Raw genomic sequence first — 17,488 nt, 5'->3', positions numbered from 1 at the left:
CCTTGGTTGGCACAAAGCCAGCAGACGAACCTGCTAGATGAGAGCTGTTCGCCTGCTGGATTTGTGCCAACCAAGGTGGGTCAATTTTAAATGATGATGCCGGATCAATTTTGAACGCTCATTGACACTTAAAATATTGGAATGTAATTTTTTCCAATATTACTTGAGTAGCACCTATGAAATTTGCCGTAATTACTGAGAATGATGTCTCTCCATGGGATGACAAGACAGGTCAGCTTTATCACTTTCCCAAACGCTATGCGAAACTGCTGCCAAGCGGCACAAAAGTTATTTATTACAAAGGTAAGTTGAAACAGGCCAAGTTTGCCGATCAGCGTTTGACGAAAGAGCCTCACTATTTCGCTGTTGCCGAGATTGGGACAGTTAAACCTGACCCTGAGAGCAAAAAAGGCGATCTTTATGCCGATATAGTAAACTACCGTCCTTTCGATGAGGCGATCCTGGCAAAGAAAGATGGCGACTATCTCGAGGATATTCCAGAGAGCAAGCGCAGCAATTATTGGCGTGATGGCGTTCGGGAAATTACAATCGCTGTCTACTATCGTATCTTAGGGCAAGTGCCTGTTCCTGATAACATGACCTATGGTTTTGAAGAGGATGACACGCAAAGCAGCTATACTGCTTCAATGGAAGGCGAGCAGACTTATCGGACTGTTTCGACTTATGAGCGTGATCCAAAACTGAGAGCGCAGGCGATCGAGTTTCATGGGCGTGTCTGCAAGGCTTGCGGCTTCGACTTCGGCTCATTCTACGGGAGCTATGCTGAGGGCTTTATCGAGGTGCACCATATCGAACCGCTCTCAATGCGTGGTGGTCCTATTGAGATTGATCCGCGGAAGGACTTGGTTCCACTTTGCTCCAATTGCCATTCCGTGGTGCATCGCAAGCGTGATCAGGCGTTGAGTATTGAACAGCTGAAAGAGATGATCAGTCAAAGCGCTTAACTGAAGCTTTGGGTCCTTCCTGGGCCTGCCCCGGCCTGCGGGTAGTTCGAAACTGCGGGACATTGGTTTGTGTGGTGTGCGGGAGCACTTGGTGTTTTCGTTTCTGTTGTTGTTCCAGATTGATAGGGGGCGTGCATGGAGAATGTTGAGCGCTATCCGCTCCCTGACGGTGTGGAAGATGTGGTGGTGAACAAGCGCCATCTTGCAGAAGCTTTTAAGAAAAGCCTGCCCACCATAGATCAATGGATTTCTGAGGGGATGCCTTGTGAGAGCAAGGGCACCAACGGGCAGGCATATGAGTTCCGGCTTTCGGTTTGCTATGCATGGCAGAAGGAAAGGGAAGCTTCAGAGGCTGCGGAAGAAGAGAAGATCCAAAGCAATATCCGGCAAATGCAGATGGCTTTGTTGGGTGGTGGGTCTGGCAATTCTGAAATGGCGCTGACACCAAGGCAGCGTAAGGAACTTTATGAAACTGAGGCAGCCTATAACAAGCTTGCGCAATCGCGCGGTGAATTGATCGCCCGTACTGATGTTGTTGCGTTGCTGGAACGGACTTTCTCAGCGGTTCGCAATGCGGTGAATGGCATGCCTGACCGCTTGTCTCGGGATGTTGGGTTGGATGGCCGCCAGTCAGAGGCAGCGGTTGTTGTTGCTGATGATCTGTTGGCGGAACTTCACCGGGAGCTTTCTGAATTCATGCAGACGATGAGCGCGGAAGAAAACACCGGGCAAGCTGGCATGCTGGAAGCCGCTGAATGAAGCTGACCTCGCACTGGAAAGTTAAACGAAATATCGGATAAATTAAGAAAGTAAAATATTTTTATATTGTTATTGCTGAACTGCATCTGCAATGTCATGGTATGCGGTGAATTCGGGGGGAGGTGTAGAATGATAGAGTGCAATAATATCGCGAATGTTACATCTGAATTTGGAATTATTTTATTTGTTGAAGACTTTAAAGCCTGCGAGAATTTTTATGAGCATATCTTAGGGCTCGAGATAATCGAGAGGGAAGGTAATCTGACAACCTTTCGGATGGGCCAGAATTATCTGATGGTTGAAAGGGGTGGTCACGGATCGTCACACCTAAAGAACCGAGGTCAGAACCCTTTTGTTTTGCGGTTTAACATGAATGATATTGACGCATCAATTGAAACACTTCGCGCGAATAACGTCCAGGTCAAGCGCCAAGTTTTTGATTGGGGTACAATCGCCGGATTTTGCGATCCTGATGGGAACTTGTGTGAGTTGAAATCGCCTGCGAGTGTTGGCGGTTGAGCCAATGAAGAGCACCAGCTTAGACTGGGTTAGCGTATCGTGAGTACGGCTCAAATGTGAAAAACGCCACAAATCTGATTTGAAATTATACCATGCCCAACTTCGAACTTCCGCCCCGTTCGCATGACTGGCGGCCGCCTGCGTATGCGAGTGCGGCCGGGTGCCTTGCTGATGCTTTGCCAATCCTTGCGCCGGTGCGGCGTATGTCGGTTTCAAGTTGGGCAGGTGGTGAGCGCAAGCTGCGGGACAACGGGGCAATCATCGCGTGGGATAACAAGGTAACACCTTACATGGTGGAGCCTATGGACATGAGTGCGTCCCGGCGATTCCGGGGAACGGTGTTTGCCGGGCCTGCGCGGACTGGCAAAACGGACGCTTTGATAATCAACCGCATAGGGCAGGCGATCTGCTGTGAGCCGTGCGACATGCGTGTCATTCATATGGACAGAAACGCGGCGCGTGAATTTGCTTTGAAAAAAGTAGGGGCGCTGATCAACTACACGCCTTCAATCAAGCGGCGCTTAGGCCGGGGCCGGTTCGACAACAACATATTAGACAAGCGTTTTCAGGGCGGCATGACGCTGGATATCGGTTGGCCGGTGGTCTCCAAAGTGTCTGCTTCTGATCTGCCTTTAATGCTGCTGACTGACTATGACCGTGCGCCGGAAGACATTGAAGGGGAAGGCAACCTGTTTGACCTTGCCTTGAAGCGTACGGAAACTTTTGGTTCCCGTGGGATGGCGATTGCAGAAAGTTCTCCGGGCCGTCTGATTGAAGATAATGACTTCTTGCCGCCTGAGGGTGCGCCGCATATGGCACCACCGGCAACGGGTATTTTAGCGCTTTATAACCGGGGCACCCGTGGGCGCTATTACTGGACTTGCCCGGATTGCCGCGAGGTCTTTGAGCCAGATTATGAGTTGCTGCATTTTCCAGAAGACGGCAGCCCGAAAGAGCGCGGCCTTGCTGCGGTGATGGCGTGCCCGCATTGCGGTGCGATCTTTGAACCACGACACAAGGTGGAGCTAAACCGGGCGGGCCGCTGGTTTCATGAAAGCAAAACCGGGGAGCTGGTGAGCGTTCATGATGAGGCTTTGCGGGAAACGGATCTTGTCACTTACTGGCTGAAAGGGGCGGCCGCTGCCTTCCAGCCGTGGGCGTCCCTGGTTTCCAGATATGAGACTGCTTGGCAGGAGTTCCAGCAAACCGGAGATGAAACCTCATTAAAGACCACTGTGAACGTTGATCAGGGCAAGCCTTATTCATCGCGCATGGTGGAAGATGAAGACGATTTGAGCGTGAAGCAACTGAAGGACAAGGCAGAACAATATCTGCTTAAGGTCGCACCGCCGGAAACCCGCTTTCTTACCATTGCCGTTGACGTGCAAAAGGGCCGCTTTGTTGTACAGGTGGATGCATGGGGGCCGGGGCTGGAACGCTGGCTGATTGATCGCTTTGACGTTCACGCCCCGCCTGCAGGTGCACCAAGCGCCGACGCACGCGCGATTGACCCGGCAAAGTACAAGGAAGATTGGGACGCGCTTTTGCCCTTGCTAGAAAAGTACTATCCGGTTGCGGGCAGTGGCTACCAGATCAAACCGGCTGCGCTGATTGTGGACAGTGGCGGCGCTGACGGTGTGACGAAAAACGCTTATGCTTTCTTCCGTAAATCTCGCAAGCTTGGCCTGCGCAGGCGAGTGTTTCTTGCCAAGGGGCTGGACCGTTGGGACCGGGACCGGGCAAAGGAAGTCACGCCAGAAAAGGAAGAGGGCAAGCGGGTTAAAAAACGCTCTGATTTGAGAATTGTTCGTGTGGGTACATGGCGGCTTAAGTCAGAGATTACCGCCAGCCTTGCCCGTGAAGATCCGGGCGCTGATGCCTATCACCTGACCCGCAACCTACCAAGTGAAGTGTTTGAAGAGTTTTGCGCAGAGCGGCGCACCCCGAAAGGCTGGGTGCTTCGCAAGGGGCGCAAGCGAAACGAGGCGCTTGATTTGGGCGTTTATGGGCTGGCGTTGGTGCTGGTTCTTAGGGCGGAAAAAATCAACTGGAAGCGCCCGCCCATTTGGGCGCGACGAATGGAAACCAATAGTTTTGCAGCACTGCGGCCAAAGCAAGAGGCAATCCGTGATGCGGGTTCAAAGGATCTTGCCGGGGAAAGTGTGCCTGAAAATGGAGCCGTACCGGCGCAAACTGAAGCGCCGGAGACGCAAGCGGAAGACGAGAAACAGGCCGTGCAAACAACGGTGAAGCCGAAACGGGCACCTACCAGAAAAGCCCGGAGAAAACCAAGGCGCAGAGGCAACGGCTTAGTGGCCGGGCTGCGGGGGTGATACATGGCAGTAATTGGATTTGAAGAGCCTTTAAGCGCAGAACCTAAGGTGATGCGGGCAGGCGACTTTGCATCATGGCGGCGGGATGATCTGGCGCAGACATTCCCGCCAGATGATCACACGCTTTCCTATGTGGGAACATTGGAAGGGGAAGCCCCGGAAAAAATTGAGTTTACAGCAACCGCCCTTGAAGGCGGTTTTTTTGTGAGCCTTGGGGCTGATGAGAACGGCGATTGGACCTCCGGGGTTTACCAGTGGGCGGCCTTCATCACGCGGGACAGTGACGGGGCGCGGAAGACCGTGGGCAACGGCCGGTTTGAGGTTTTGCCGGATCTGGCAAGCGGGGACGCCATAGACCTGCGCAGCCATAACCGGCGCATGCTGGAACAGATTGAAGCGCTGCTGGAAGGCCGCGCAAAGTCTGGTGTTGCTTCCTATGAAATTGCGGGCCGCAAGCTGACAAAGCTAACCCCAAAAGAGCTTGCCGACTGGCACACCCACTACCGCAAACTGGTCAGAATAGAAGACCGCAAGCGCACGGGCCGGGGCAGTCATCGTTTGCGGAAGGTGGAGTTTAGATGATGGGTGCATTTTCCAAAATCTTTGGCAGGCGCAATAAGCCTGCAGAGCAGCCCCTGAAACAGCCGGGCCGGGTGGTGCGCAAGTATAAAGCCGCCCGCCCGGATCGTCTTGTAAAGTTCAAGTTGATGGGGCTCAATTCATCCTTGATGCGCGATGCTCAGGAAGACTTGTTGGGGCTGGTTTCCCATAGCAGGGAGCAAAGCCAGAACAACGATTACCTGAAAGGCTTTTACTCCCATTTGCGGCGCAATGTTGTGGGCCGCAATGGCTTGCAGATTAAGCCGGTTGCCCGGCTTGGTGATGGCAATCTTGACCGGGACAGCAACAAGCTTATCCGGGACGGATTTTTGGAATGGAGCCGCAAGGGGAGCTGCACCACCTGCGGTAAGTTCTCTTTTGCTGATAGCCAGCGCATTGCTCTTACAGCCGCTGCCCGTGATGGGAACTTTCTTGCCCGCAAATACATTGGCCCGGAGTTCGGGAGGTTTGGTTTCCAGATCCAGCACCTTGATATCACCATGCTGGATGTGGAGTTAAACAAAGAGCTGGATCACGGGCATTACATCCTTGCCGGAGTGGAATGTAACGCGGTGGATCGCCCAATTGCCTATCACATGTTTAAGCACAACCGCTCTTATTATGGCGGCCGTGGGACACGTATTCGCATTCCTGCAGAAGAGATCGTGCACCTTTATCTGCCCTTTGATCAAACTGCCCCGGTGATTGGTGTTCCATGGGCGCACACGGCTTTGCGGCGCTTGGCGCAAATGAATAGCTTTGAAGACGCAGCCCTTGCGAACGCTGTTTATGGTGCGCAAAAGATGGGCTTTTACACCCGCTCTGCAGATGCCGACCCGGATGAAGAGTTAGGCGGTGGACAGGCCACCGGGACCAATGGTGAGGCGGAAGACGTAGAAGAAGAAGAGTTCTTTGATGAGCAGGAGCGGCCCCGGCTTGAAGAAATGGAAGCCGGTGTTTTGGAAGAGTTGCCGCAGGGCTATGACTTCAAAGCCTTCGACCCGGCCTATCCAAGTGGGGAGATGGAACCTTTCATCAAGATCATGCTGCGCGGCGTTTGCTCGGGGCTTGATGTGGCTTATTCGTCTTTGTCCAGCGACTTGGAAAAGGCCAACTTTTCGTCATTGCGGGCCGGGCTTGGTGAAGAGCGCGAACAATGGGGCGTGCTGCAGGGCTGGCTTGCAGATCATTACTGCGGATCTATCTTTCCCGATTGGTTGCGCATGGCGATGCTGAGCGGGCAAGTGCGTTTGCCTATGACACAGCTTGCCCGGTTTCAGGCGGTGGAATGGACGGGCCGGGGCTGGCAATCCGTCAATCCAAAAGACGATGCGGCCGCCAATAGAACCAATATGGAATCCCGCATTAAAAGCCCGCAGGAAGTGGCTGCAGAGCGTGGGCGCACTCTTGAAGATATCTATGACGATTTTGAAGAGGCAAGGGCACTCGCCAGGGATCGCGGCATAGATCTTGAGGCGGTGCTTTCTGCCTTCATGAAAACGGTTCCGCCTGCTGAAAAAGAGCAGCCTAAAGAGGACTAATCACACCATGCCAACACATGAATTGAAGCTGCCGGAGCGGTTGTTCCGGCAGGGTGTTTTCGTGCGCGCTAGCGAGGGCGCGGAAGAAGACCTTTTAGAGCTTTCATTTTCCAGTGATGCACCCATTCGCCAATGGTGGGGCGTTGAAATTCTGGGTCACGATGAAGGTGAAATTGACCTTGATTTCATTGGAAGCGGGCGTGCGCCCCTGCTGATTGACCACCGGGCAACCGTTGCAAATCAGGTGGGCGTGATTGAGCGCGTAGAGATCAAGGATGGCAAGGGCCGGGCGTGGGTTCGCTTTGGCAAAACACAGCTTGCGCAAGAGATCCGGCAGCGCGTTCTTGATGGTGAACTGACCAACATTTCAGTTGGCTATCAGATTGTTGATGCGCGGAGGGAAGAAGAGCACGCGGATGGCGTGGACGTTTTTCGAATTACCCGCTGGAAACCTCATGAAATCTCAATAGTCTCCGTCCCGGCAGATCCGTCCGTCGGGGTTGGGCGTTCTCGTTCTGACGAGAAACTTATTTCCATTGCACTTGAAAGAAAGGCTGCAGCAATGCCCAAACCTAATGAATCCGAGACCCCAAAGACCGGCCCTTCTGAAGAAGAGCTGGCACAGATCCGCTCAAAAACTGCGGAAAATGAGGCCAAACGCATTCGCGAGATTGAAGCGACTGCAGCGGAATGGAATTGCCGGGACATTGCGAACGATGCGATCCGCTCCGGCATGTCTTCCGGCGACTTTTCAACCAAAGTCCTGATGCTGCAGGGCGAGCGCGGGCAGGAGAAAATCTCCGGCGCTGCGGATATTGGTTTGAGCCAAAAAGAACGCAAGCAATTCTCATTTGTGCGGGCTTTGAATGCTTTGGGGAATCCAACTAATGCGCAGTACCGCGAAGCTGCTAAATTTGAGTTTGAGTGCTCTGAAGAGGCTGGCAAGAAACGCGGCAAGCAGGGGGAAGGCATTCTTGTTCCTTCTGATGTGATGCGGGCGGATATGAGCGGGCAGACCCGCAACCTGTCAACGGGCACAATCGGGGCCGGTGGCGCTCTGGTTTCTGATAACCTGCTTGCAAGCAGCTTTGTTGAGTTGCTGCGCAAGCGTGCAGTTGTGATGGGCATGGGCGCCCGCATGCTGCATGACTTGGAAGGCAACTTTAAGATCCCGCGTATGGTGGGTGGAGCCACCGCCTATTGGGTAGGTGAAAGCGATGATGTGACCAAAAGCGCAGAGGCTTTTGATCAGATCGAACTAAGCCCACATACTCTGGGTGCGTTTACCGACTATTCCCGCAGACTTCTCATTCAATCCTCGCTGGATGTGGAAGCCATGGTGCGTGATGATCTGGCGCGGGTGATTGGTTTGGAGATCAGCCGGGCAGCGCTACACAGTGACGGCTCTGGGGAAACTCCAAAGGGGATTGCTGCCACCACCGGCATTAACTCAACCACCTTTGCGGCAAATGCTCCAACATTTGAAGAAGTGGTTGCAATGGAAACGACTGTTGCAACGGATGATGCTGACATTGGGGCCTTGGGCTATGTCCTCAATGCTGCGATGCGCGGATCGTTCAAGACTACGGAAAAGGCTGCAGGGACTGCGCAGTTTATCTGGGAGCAGGGCAACACGGTAAATGGTTACAACACCGGTATTTCTAATCAGGTGCTGGATCACAACGGCTTCTTTGGCAACTGGGCGGATCTTCTGATTGCGCTTTGGACGGGCGTAGACCTGACCGTTGATCCGTTTACCCAGTCCACCAGTGGGACCGTGCGCGTGGTTGCCATGCAGGATGTAGATTTTGCAGTGCGTCACCCGCAGAGCTTCTGTCACTCCTTCAAAGCTTAAGCTTTACGCCAGTTAAGCAGCCGGGTTGCCCGGCTGTTTTTATTTGGACTTCTCATATTCCTTTCATTTCTCAAGAGGGCAGATCATGGCTGCAAAGATGAAGATTGAAATTTTGAAACGCACGGTTTGCGGTGGTGAACCGGTTGCGCCGGGTGATGTGGTGAACGCTTCTGAAAAGGATGCAAAATTCCTGATCAATATGAAAAAAGCAGAACCAACCACAAGGCGGGTTGGCAAGGCTAAGGCGGGAGAAAAGCCAAAAGAAGAAGACGAACCAGCCGGGGATTAAACCCCGGCTCATATGAGAAGCAAACGGGGGGCTTTGTTGTAGCGTATCCTTATCCGAAAACCGGTTTCCACTTTTCGGGGATACGCTCTGCCTCCCGTTTTTCGTTGGCCTTGGAGGTGAGGATTTACCAGTGAAAAAAGAACTACAGAGCACCACCAGCCTGAAACCACCCAAACCACTCACACCCATCGAGCTTGCGCGGGTGATGGGCAGTGCCCGTGTTAACCGGGCGGTTGGTGTGCAGGGCGGGCAAACAATGGTGAAGCGGCAATGATTGATTTTGACGATGATCTGAATGAAGTGATGCGCACTGATGAGTTTGCAACAACGGCAACCTACGCGTTGCAGAACGGGGACACCGGGCACCTCACCGGGATCTTTACCAATGAGGGGGAGGAAACCTCCTTTGGTGAGGTTGGCATGCTCACGTCCAAACCAGTGTTTGCGGTGAAGGGCTCAGATATTCCGGCAGAGTTTGGCGAGGGTGCAGAGCTGCTGATTGACGGGCAACGCTTCACGGCGGCAAGCAGCCCCATGAGTGACGGGGCAGGCTTAAGCCAGATCCTGCTAGAGCGCGAATAGGGGCAGCCATGGCTCACATTAGAACGCAGGTGCGCGATGCTGTAGAGGCGGCTTTAAAAGGGCTTCCTTCTACAGAAGATCGCTGCTTTGTCACGCGCACCTTTCCGCTGGATCACAAGCGGCTGCCTGCGCTGCTTGTCTATGTGCTGGATGAACAAAGCCAGCCTGCGGAAATGAGTGCAGACCGCGACATTGAACGGCAAATGAGCGTCACTGTTGAAGCCACGGCCGATGGCAAGGGCTTTGATGATGAGCTGGACCAAATTGCGGTGGAAGTTGAAACCGCGCTTGCTGGCAGCGGCTTCTTAGGTGGCTTGGTGAAAGAGCTATACCTGCAGTCAACCAATCTGGATATAGCAGTGCGCCGGGACCGGGGCGAGAAGCGCCAAGGGATTTTGACACTGCGGTATATGGCGCTTGCCATTGCCCCGGAGAATGACCCGGAAACCGCGCACTAAAGTTGCTTGCGTATCTTCATCCGAAAACCGGTGCCCACTTTTCGGCGATACACGGTAGCCGCGCTTAAGCGTGCGGCTGAAGAACTAACTTTCCAACAATTCAGGAGAACAGAGCATGCCTTTAATTCACGGCAATAAGGGCAGTGTGACTGCTGGCGGTGAGGATGTCGCCAAGGTTCAAAGCTTCAACCTTTCGGTAGAAGCGCCAATCTCGGATGCAACGGCAATGGGTGAAGAGTGGGAAACCCACTTGGAAGGCGCACCAAAACGCTGGTCCGGGTCTATCAGCGCCAAGCGGGTGAAAGGCGACATGGGGCAGGCTGAGCTTAGCGCCGGGGCTTCTGTGGTGTTGCACCTTTATTACAGCGGCAATGAGAGCGGTGAAACGTACGCCTCCGGCACTGCAACAGTGACCAGCGTACAGCATGCGCAGGGCCGTGCGGAGACTATTGATATGACTTTTGAGTTTACCGGCAACGGCCCATTGACAGAAGAGGCGGTGGCTTAGCTCCGCCTCTTCCAGTGAAGTGAGAGAGGCAGTCTGTTTGTGCAGGCTGCCTTTTTGTTTAGCGCAGAGACAAGGACCTTAAAAAGATGCGTGCGATTGAACGTGTGAAGAGCCATTACAAGCGGGCTAAAAACCAGATTATCGAGGTGCCGGAATGGGGTGAAAAAGGCGAGGCTTTTAAACTCTTTTATGACCCGATGACCCCAAACCAGCGTAAGCGTGTGAATGATGAAAATGAGGGGCTGGACCCGGAAGCCTTTGTGGATGTGCTTGTGATGAAAGCACAGAACGAGGCCGGCGAAAAGCTCTTTAATGCCGATGACAAACACAAGCTTTTAACGGAAGCCGATGGCGCAATTATTGGCCGGATTGCGGTGCAGATGCTTGGCCCGTGTGATGCCAGGGAAATAGAAAAAAACTAAGAGGCGATCCGTGGCGCTTGTTCCTGTTTCGGCTTGCGGATCGCTTACACATGCGGGTTGCGGATCTTGAAGACTGGCCGGAACCTGAGATTTTAGAATGGTCTATTTATCTAAAAATTGCCGGGGAGCCTAACCCATGACCGTGCCGGATCTTGTCTATAACGTGCGGGCCAATGATAAATCCCGTGCAACCTTTGAACGGAACCGGCGCGAGTTACAAAAGACGCGCCGGGAAACCAAGTTGCTCAACATGGATATGGGATCACTTGGTAAATCTATGGGGGCAATTCGGTTTCTCCCGGCAGCTGCTGCGGCAGCTACGGTTGCCAAGTTGACAGCTGCAATAAAAAGCGCTGTTTCAGAAGGCTCCAAGCTTGCCAAGGTTGCCGATAAGGTGGGCGTAACGACCGATGAGCTGCAGCGCATGCGTTATGGGTTTGAGCTGACTGGTGTTGCAGCTGGCACCACAGATACAGCGTTGCAACGCTTTTCCCGGCGTGTTGGTGAGGCTGCCAACGGGTCAGGCGTTCTTTATGAGATCCTGAAAGCAAATGGCGTCCAGCTTCGCGATTCCAGCGGTAAGATGAAAACCCAAAGTCAGATATTGGGCGAATATGCAGACCTGATTAAAAACGCCAGCTCGGAACAAGAGCGGCTTTTGCTGAGCTTCAAGGCGTTTGACCGGGAAGGGGCCGGGCTGGTTCTGGCACTCAAAAACGGTTCCAAGGGCCTTGATGAGTTGATGGGCAAGGCGGATGAAGCGGGCGGGGTTCTGGATGAAAAGCTCTTGCGTAAGGCTGAAAAGATTGATGATGAATTTGCAAAGATGTGGCGCACCTTTGAAATCGGTGCAAAGCGGGCAACTCTGGCCGCTGCCAATGCAATGGACGTTGCATTTAATACACCGGTTGCAGAGCCAACCCTAAAAGATTTGCAGGTCGAATTTTCGCGCAAGTTACCGGGGCTTAACCGGGAACTATCGCTTGCGCAAACGCTTGGTGATGAAGCCCGTATTGCTGAAATTCAAGAGCAAATTGATGCGGCAAACGCCCGCCTTGCAGGTATTCAAAGCGAACGTCAGTTGCGCCATGCTGGTTTTGCAAGTGGACCAACCCGGCGCGGTGGTGGTCGTGGGCGGAAAAATGAGAAACCAACAATCATTCCCGACAAGAAAACGGATAGCAGCGGGGGCGGTGGGTCTTCCAAGACAAAGGTGGACCCTTACGCTCGTGTTTTAGAGCAGCTTAAGTTTGAACGTGATCTGCTGAGCATGAACGCACAGGAACAAAAGCGGGCCAATGCACTGCGCCTTGCCGGTGTAGAAGCTGCCAGCAAGCAGGGGCAGGAACTGATTAAAGTTACAGATGAGATCTATGCACAAACCCAAGCTCAGAAACAGCACAATGAAGTTGTGAGTTTGCTTGGCGGGATGGCACAGGATTCCATGTCGCAATTTATTGACGCTCTGGGGATTGCTGACACGGCAGCCGGGCGGCTGGTAGCAACGCTGGCAGAGGCGGCCGCACAAGCTGCCTTCATGGGACAAGGGCCGCTTGCCGGGATGTTTGGAACATCGCAGCAATCGAACCTGTCAACGGCGCTCATGAGCACGTTTCAAGGCTTCTTCGCAGGTGGTGGTGTGCTTGGTGCCGGGCAGTGGGGCATTGCAGGAGAAAACGGCCCTGAGCCGGTTCTGGGGCCTGCCAAGATCATTTCCAACAAGGACGCCTTTGGAGGTTCTGAGAGGGGTGTGGTGGTCAACCAGTACATCCAAACGCCTGATGTTGAGAGCTTTCGCCAGTCACAAGGGCAAGTATCTGGAATGCTGGTTGATGCTTTGAGCCGTGGGCGGCGCAACCGGTAGGAATGGGGCAGTTATGCTGGAAGAATTTCATGACACACGGTTTCCGCCAGATATCTCGTTAGGGGCACGCGGTGGGCCGGAACGTAAAACGCAAGTTGTGGTGCGTGCCAACGGCCGGGAAACGCGCAATCAGCAATGGGCAGATAGCCGGAGGCGATACAACGCGGCTAAGGGTGTTCGCTCTGTCAATGATCTGCATAAGGTGGTGGAGTTCTTTGAAGAGCGGCGCGGGCGCATGTTTGCGTTTCGCTGGAAGGATTGGGCAGATTTTAAGAGCTGCCCGCCCGGTGATGCAATCAGCGCCACTGATCAGGTGTTAGGCGTTGGTGATGGCGTGCAAAAGGAATTCCAGCTTGTGAAGACCTACGGCGCGACCTTCCAGCCGTATACACGCAAGATCCTTTTGCCTGCAGACACTGCACCGGTTGTGGTGACTGTTGGCGGTGCTCCGGCCGTGGGGTTTGTGCTTGATGAGGCTTCCGGCCTGATCACATTTGCTTCTGCCCCACCTGCAGGAGAAGAAGTTACAGCGGGCTTTGAGTTTGATGTTCCTGCCCGCTTTGACACCGATATGCTGGAACTGACGCTAAACGCTCACGTGCAGGGCAGTGTGACCAATATTCCGATTGTTGAGGTGCTGTTATGAGGCAGCTAAATCCAGCCCTTGCAGAGCACCTGCAGGGCAACTGCACCACCTTGTGTTGGTGCTGGCGGGTCACGCGGCGCGATGGCGTGAAGCAGGGCTTTACAGACCATGACCGGCAATTGGTTTTCTTGGGTGTTGTGTTTGAGGCGGCGGCTGGCTTTACCGGAACGGATGTAGAGGCAAATCTTGGCCTTGCCGTTAACAACATGGACGTGGAAGGTGCGTTTTCTTCTGACAAGATCACGGAATCCGACATTGCGGCCGGGCTTTATGATGATGCGGAAATCGTGCTTTACCGGGTGAACTGGCAGGATACGTCTCAGCGGGAAGTTATGCAGCGTGGCAACATTGGCGAGGTGAGCAGAGGCGAGCTTGCTTTTAACGCAGAGATGCGCAGCCTTGCCCACCGGCTCAACCAGAACACCGGCCGCACCTATCAGTATGGCTGCGATGCTGAGTTGGGGGATAGCCGCTGTGGTGTGGATCTGCATGCACCGGAGAACAATGGGGCGGGCAGTGTAACAGCGGTGAAAGACCGGGTGTTTACGTGTGCCGGCTTGGGTGGTTTTCCAGCTGATCGGTTTTCATGGGGGCAGCTCCACTGGAACACCGGGGCAAACAAAGGTGCCCGCGTCAAAATCAAAGTGCACAAGCTGACAGAGGAAGGGGCTGCAGAGCTGACCCTTTGGCAAGCGCCTGTGCAGCCCATTGCTGCCGGGGATTCCTTTGACGTGTTTGCCGGGTGTGCTCATACCTTTGCGGCCTGTAAATCAAAGTTTGCAAACGCGGTGAACTATCGCGGCTTTCCGCACATGCCCGGCCCTGATTTTATTTTGTCCTACGCTGAACAGGATGAGCAGAAAAATGACGGTTCCTCCTATATCAAATGAGGTTGTTGCGCTTGCCCGTGGCTGGCTTGGAACGCCTTATCATCATCAAGCCAGTGTCAAAGGGGCTGGTTGTGATTGTCTGGGATTGGTGCGCGGGATCTGGCGGGAGCTTTACGGATCTGAGCCGCAAAAGGTTCCTGCTTATTCCCCGGATTGGGGAGAAGTTGGAACACGTGAAACGCTTTTGGAAGCCGGGGAAAAGTACTTCCAGCGGGCAGAGCTGGACCCGCCCGGCCTTGGGGCTGTGGTGGTGTTCCGGGTGCGATCCGGAGCGATTGCAAAACACGCGGGCCTGATCAGCAGGCCGGGTGTGATGATCCACGCACAAGAGGGCGCGGGAGTTGTTGAGGTGCCCTATTCAGGGTGGTGGCAGCGCCGGGCGGTGGCTGCGTTTTCTTTTCCTTAAAAGAACGCAGTAACTATCTGCTTTTACGGCGGCGGATGAACGCAACGAGAGCCGCGATAGCACAGATGAATGAGCTGATGAGACAATACAAAATTGCATAGATGATCATTGGGAACATCTGGACGCCTATAGGGAGATGCGTTTCTGCATCAAATCCCAGGATGTTGCAAGAAGGGGCATGCGCGGATGAGTAGACTGGTGGGCAATAGACAGTCGCAAATCCTAAAAACAAGATCTCAACTGAAATAAGTACTGCGGGCCAATAGGCCATAACGAGTACAATTGACAGGTCTAGCCTCTTTTTCTTTCTAAAGTACCAGAGAGCACCGCTGAAGAGCGCAAGGGTACCGATTGCGATGCTCAGTAACTCCAAGTTTATCTCCACTCTGGCTTTCGATTTTTATTAATAATTGACACAACCTACAGGGTAAAACAATGGCAACGCTTGTTTTAACAGCGGCGGCAACTGCGATTGCGGGGGCAACAGGTGCAGGGCAGGTTGCGGCCTTTGCTCTTTCTGCAGCGGCAAGCATTGCCGGGAGCTACTTAGACAACATGTTGGTTTCTGCCTTTACTCCGGGCAGCAAGAGCCACGTGGAAGGGCAGCGGCTGGATAACCTGCAGGTGATGGGGTCCAGTGAAGGGGCCGTGGTTCCCCTGGTGGCCGGGCGTGCGCGTGTTTCCGGGCAGGTGATCTGGGCAACAAATCTGCATGAGGTTGTGACCACCACAACGGAAAAACATGGCGGCAAGGCGGGTGGTGGTTCGTCTTCTACGGTGACGCAGACAACCTACAGCTACTATGCCAACTTTGCGGTTGGGATCTGTGAGGGGCCAATCTCTGACATTTTGCGCGTGTGGGCGGATAGTAAGGAAATAGACACAACCAAAATCACCATGCGCATTTACAAGGGTGATGAGGAACAGGAAGCAGATCCGTTGATTGCTGCCAAACAGGGCAGTCCGGATGTGCCAGCCTATCGCGGCCTTGCCTATGTGGTGTTTGAAGAGCTGCCCCTTGCAGACTTTGGAAACCGTTTGCCACAACTGACTTTTGAAGTGGTGCGCTGCGTTGGCTATGAGGAAGAAAAGCTGACGGCTATTTCTCTTATTCCCGGCTCTACTGAATTTGGTTATTCCAAAACACCCGTGAAGGATGGCAAGGACGGCCCGACCACGGCCTATAACAACCGGCACACACTTTCCGCAGCAACTGATTGGGAGCACTCCATAGACCTTTTGCAGAGCACCTGCCCGGAGTGCAAAACCGTCTCTCTGGTGGTGGCGTGGTTTGGTGATGATCTGCGGGCGGGAGAGTGCACGATTGCACCGCGTGTGGAAGCGCGTAAAACCACCAGTCCAATTGAATGGCGCGTTGCCGGACTAAGCCGGGATGAAGCGCGGCTTGTCTCATATGTGGACGGGAAGCCCGCCTATGGTGGCTCGCCTTCTGACAGTGTTGTGGTTGAAGCAATCAAGGATCTGAAAGAGCGCGGCTTTAAGGTGATGCTTTATCCGTTTGTCATGATGGATATTCCAGAAGGCAACGGCCTGCCAGATCCTTACGGGGAGGCAGAGCAGAAGGCTTACCCTTGGCGCGGCCGGATCACTTGTCACCCGGCAGTGGGGCAGCCGGGCAGCCCGGATGGAACGTTTGAAATCGAACCGCAACTTTTTTCATTCTTCGGGGAGTCTGACCATTTTGATGTTAGTTGGGATGGTGATCAAGTTATCTACACTGGCGAATATCGATGGAGTTATACCCATTTTGCTTTGCACCTTGCGATGTTAGCAAAGGCAGCGGGCGGTGTGGATGCTTTTGTTGTTGGAACGGAAATGCCGGGCATTTCGGCTCTAACATGGGGGTTTGATGACTTTCCGTTTGCATATTTCATGGCCTATATCGCCGAGGAAGCGCGCAAGATCATGGGGCCGGATGTAAAGATAGGTTATGCTGCTGACTGGTCCGAGTTTCACAGCCACCGGCCTAATGATGGTAGCGGCGATGTGTTCTTTCATCTCGATTATCTTTGGGCTCATGACGATATCGACTTTATTGGCATAGATAATTATCTGCCGCTGACCGATTGGCGCGATCATGAAAACCATGAGGACCACGGGCAAGGTGCGCAATCGATCCATGATCTGGACTATCTGAAAGCTGGCATCGAGGGCCGGGAGTATTTCGACTTCTACTATGCCTCTGATGAGGACCGGACCAACCAGAACCGCACCTTGATTGCAGATCAGGACCATGGTGAGCACTGGGTGTTTCGTCAAAAGGATTTGCGGGGCTGGTGGGAAAACCCGCACCACAACCGGCCGGGCGGGGTGCGTTCAAATACCTCAACTAACTGGGTGCCAAAATCAAAGCCTATCTGGTTTACAGAGTTTGGCTGCCCGGCGATCGACAAAGGCACCAATCAGCCAAACGTGTTTTATGATCCCAAATCCTCAGAAAGTCAGGTGCCCTATTTTTCCTCCGGGGTGCGTGATGACCTGATACAGCGGCGTTACCTTCGCGCCATGCTGGAATATTGGGCGGTTGAGGCTGGCAACAATCCAGTTAGCCCGGTCTATGGCGGGCCAATGGTGGACCCTGTGAACATGTTTGCATGGGCTTGGGATGTGCGGCCGTTTCCATCGTTTCCGGTGGAATCTGATACCTGGGCTGTGAATCGGCATGCAAAATTGACCCGGTTAGGTGGGTTATGAGCGTTTAAGATTGACCCACCTGTTTGTTAGGATCCGTGCATTTAGCGCGGGGCATGAACGGGTGATATTGATGGAAAGTGCAGCCAAGATCCGCCGTCTTGTTTTACGGGATGGTCGAAGTGTCCGGTCGGTCAGT

General features: G+C 53.6%; 18 protein-coding genes. All 18 read left to right on the top strand.

The genetic code is table 11. The features are described from left to right. Positions 1–176 precede the first annotated feature (176 nt). The 18 genes from PsAD37_RS19920 (at position 177) to PsAD37_RS19835 (ending at position 17,352) form a co-directional block, all read left to right on the top strand. The gene (locus PsAD37_RS19920) at positions 177–965 is read left to right on the top strand and encodes an HNH endonuclease (protein ID WP_063297625.1); all 789 of its coding nucleotides are present in this window, start codon (positions 177–179) and stop codon (positions 963–965) included. Positions 966–1,100: 135 nt separating this feature from the next. Then, positions 1,101–1,724, top strand: coding sequence for a DUF1441 family protein (locus tag PsAD37_RS19915; RefSeq protein WP_063297624.1), 624 nt, complete (start codon positions 1,101–1,103; stop codon positions 1,722–1,724). 129 nt (positions 1,725–1,853) lie between these two features. Further along, positions 1,854–2,243 carry a VOC family protein gene (locus PsAD37_RS19910; protein WP_063297623.1) on the top strand — a complete coding sequence of 130 codons (390 nt, stop codon included), beginning with the start codon at positions 1,854–1,856 and terminating at the stop codon, positions 2,241–2,243. Between the two features lie 203 nt (positions 2,244–2,446). Then, positions 2,447–4,576: a terminase gpA endonuclease subunit gene (locus tag PsAD37_RS19905; protein ID WP_193778307.1), complete on the top strand. Its 2,130-nt coding sequence runs from the start codon at positions 2,447–2,449 to the stop codon at positions 4,574–4,576. 3 nt (positions 4,577–4,579) lie between these two features. After that, positions 4,580–5,158 (top strand): hypothetical protein, encoded by a 579-nt coding sequence (locus PsAD37_RS19900; RefSeq protein ID WP_063297621.1) that lies wholly within the window; start codon positions 4,580–4,582, stop codon positions 5,156–5,158. Further along, positions 5,155–6,717, top strand: coding sequence for a phage portal protein (locus tag PsAD37_RS19895; RefSeq protein WP_063297620.1), 1,563 nt, complete (start codon positions 5,155–5,157; stop codon positions 6,715–6,717). The genes PsAD37_RS19900 and PsAD37_RS19895 overlap by 4 nt, the downstream gene beginning before the upstream one ends. Before the next feature lie 7 nt (positions 6,718–6,724). Beyond that, on the top strand, positions 6,725–8,572 hold the full coding sequence (locus tag PsAD37_RS19890; RefSeq protein ID WP_063297619.1) for a phage major capsid protein: 1,848 nt from the start codon (positions 6,725–6,727) through the stop codon (positions 8,570–8,572). Positions 8,573–8,657: 85 nt separating this feature from the next. Continuing rightward, the gene (locus PsAD37_RS19885; protein ID WP_063297618.1) at positions 8,658–8,861 is read left to right on the top strand and encodes a hypothetical protein; all 204 of its coding nucleotides are present in this window, start codon (positions 8,658–8,660) and stop codon (positions 8,859–8,861) included. 130 nt (positions 8,862–8,991) lie between these two features. Then, the gene (locus PsAD37_RS28440) at positions 8,992–9,135 is read left to right on the top strand and encodes a hypothetical protein (protein WP_159096971.1); all 144 of its coding nucleotides are present in this window, start codon (positions 8,992–8,994) and stop codon (positions 9,133–9,135) included. Further along, positions 9,132–9,443, top strand: coding sequence for a hypothetical protein (locus tag PsAD37_RS19880; protein WP_063297617.1), 312 nt, complete (start codon positions 9,132–9,134; stop codon positions 9,441–9,443). The genes PsAD37_RS28440 and PsAD37_RS19880 overlap by 4 nt, the downstream gene beginning before the upstream one ends. Positions 9,444–9,451: 8 nt before the next feature. Beyond that, a complete protein-coding gene (locus PsAD37_RS19875) occupies positions 9,452–9,901 on the top strand; it encodes a hypothetical protein (RefSeq protein ID WP_063297616.1) in 450 nt (149 codons plus the stop codon). A gap of 115 nt (positions 9,902–10,016) precedes the next feature. After that, positions 10,017–10,409: a hypothetical protein gene (locus tag PsAD37_RS19870; protein WP_063297615.1), complete on the top strand. Its 393-nt coding sequence runs from the start codon at positions 10,017–10,019 to the stop codon at positions 10,407–10,409. Between the two features lie 86 nt (positions 10,410–10,495). Continuing rightward, the gene (locus PsAD37_RS19865; RefSeq protein WP_063297614.1) at positions 10,496–10,831 is read left to right on the top strand and encodes a hypothetical protein; all 336 of its coding nucleotides are present in this window, start codon (positions 10,496–10,498) and stop codon (positions 10,829–10,831) included. A 136-nt stretch (positions 10,832–10,967) separates the two neighbouring features. Continuing rightward, positions 10,968–12,695, top strand: a complete 1,728-nt coding sequence (locus PsAD37_RS19860) for a hypothetical protein (RefSeq protein WP_063297613.1) — start codon at positions 10,968–10,970, stop codon at positions 12,693–12,695. Positions 12,696–12,708: 13 nt separating this feature from the next. Beyond that, positions 12,709–13,341, top strand: a complete 633-nt coding sequence (locus PsAD37_RS19855; RefSeq protein ID WP_063297612.1) for a DUF2460 domain-containing protein — start codon at positions 12,709–12,711, stop codon at positions 13,339–13,341. Beyond that, on the top strand, positions 13,338–14,231 hold the full coding sequence (locus PsAD37_RS19850; RefSeq protein ID WP_063297611.1) for a DUF2163 domain-containing protein: 894 nt from the start codon (positions 13,338–13,340) through the stop codon (positions 14,229–14,231). The genes PsAD37_RS19855 and PsAD37_RS19850 overlap by 4 nt, the downstream gene beginning before the upstream one ends. Then, a complete protein-coding gene (locus PsAD37_RS19845; RefSeq protein WP_063297610.1) occupies positions 14,206–14,637 on the top strand; it encodes an NlpC/P60 family protein in 432 nt (143 codons plus the stop codon). Before PsAD37_RS19850 ends, PsAD37_RS19845 begins: the two co-directional genes overlap by 26 nt. Before the next feature lie 435 nt (positions 14,638–15,072). After that, positions 15,073–17,352, top strand: a complete 2,280-nt coding sequence (locus PsAD37_RS19835; protein WP_063297608.1) for a glycoside hydrolase TIM-barrel-like domain-containing protein — start codon at positions 15,073–15,075, stop codon at positions 17,350–17,352. Positions 17,353–17,488: the final 136 nt, after the last annotated feature.

The sequence above is a fragment of the Pseudovibrio sp. Ad37 genome, assembly GCF_001623075.1.
Lineage (GTDB): Bacteria > Pseudomonadota > Alphaproteobacteria > Rhizobiales > Stappiaceae > Pseudovibrio.
Note: the sequence above shows the minus strand (reverse complement) of the source record. Positions and strands in the feature narration are given on the sequence as shown.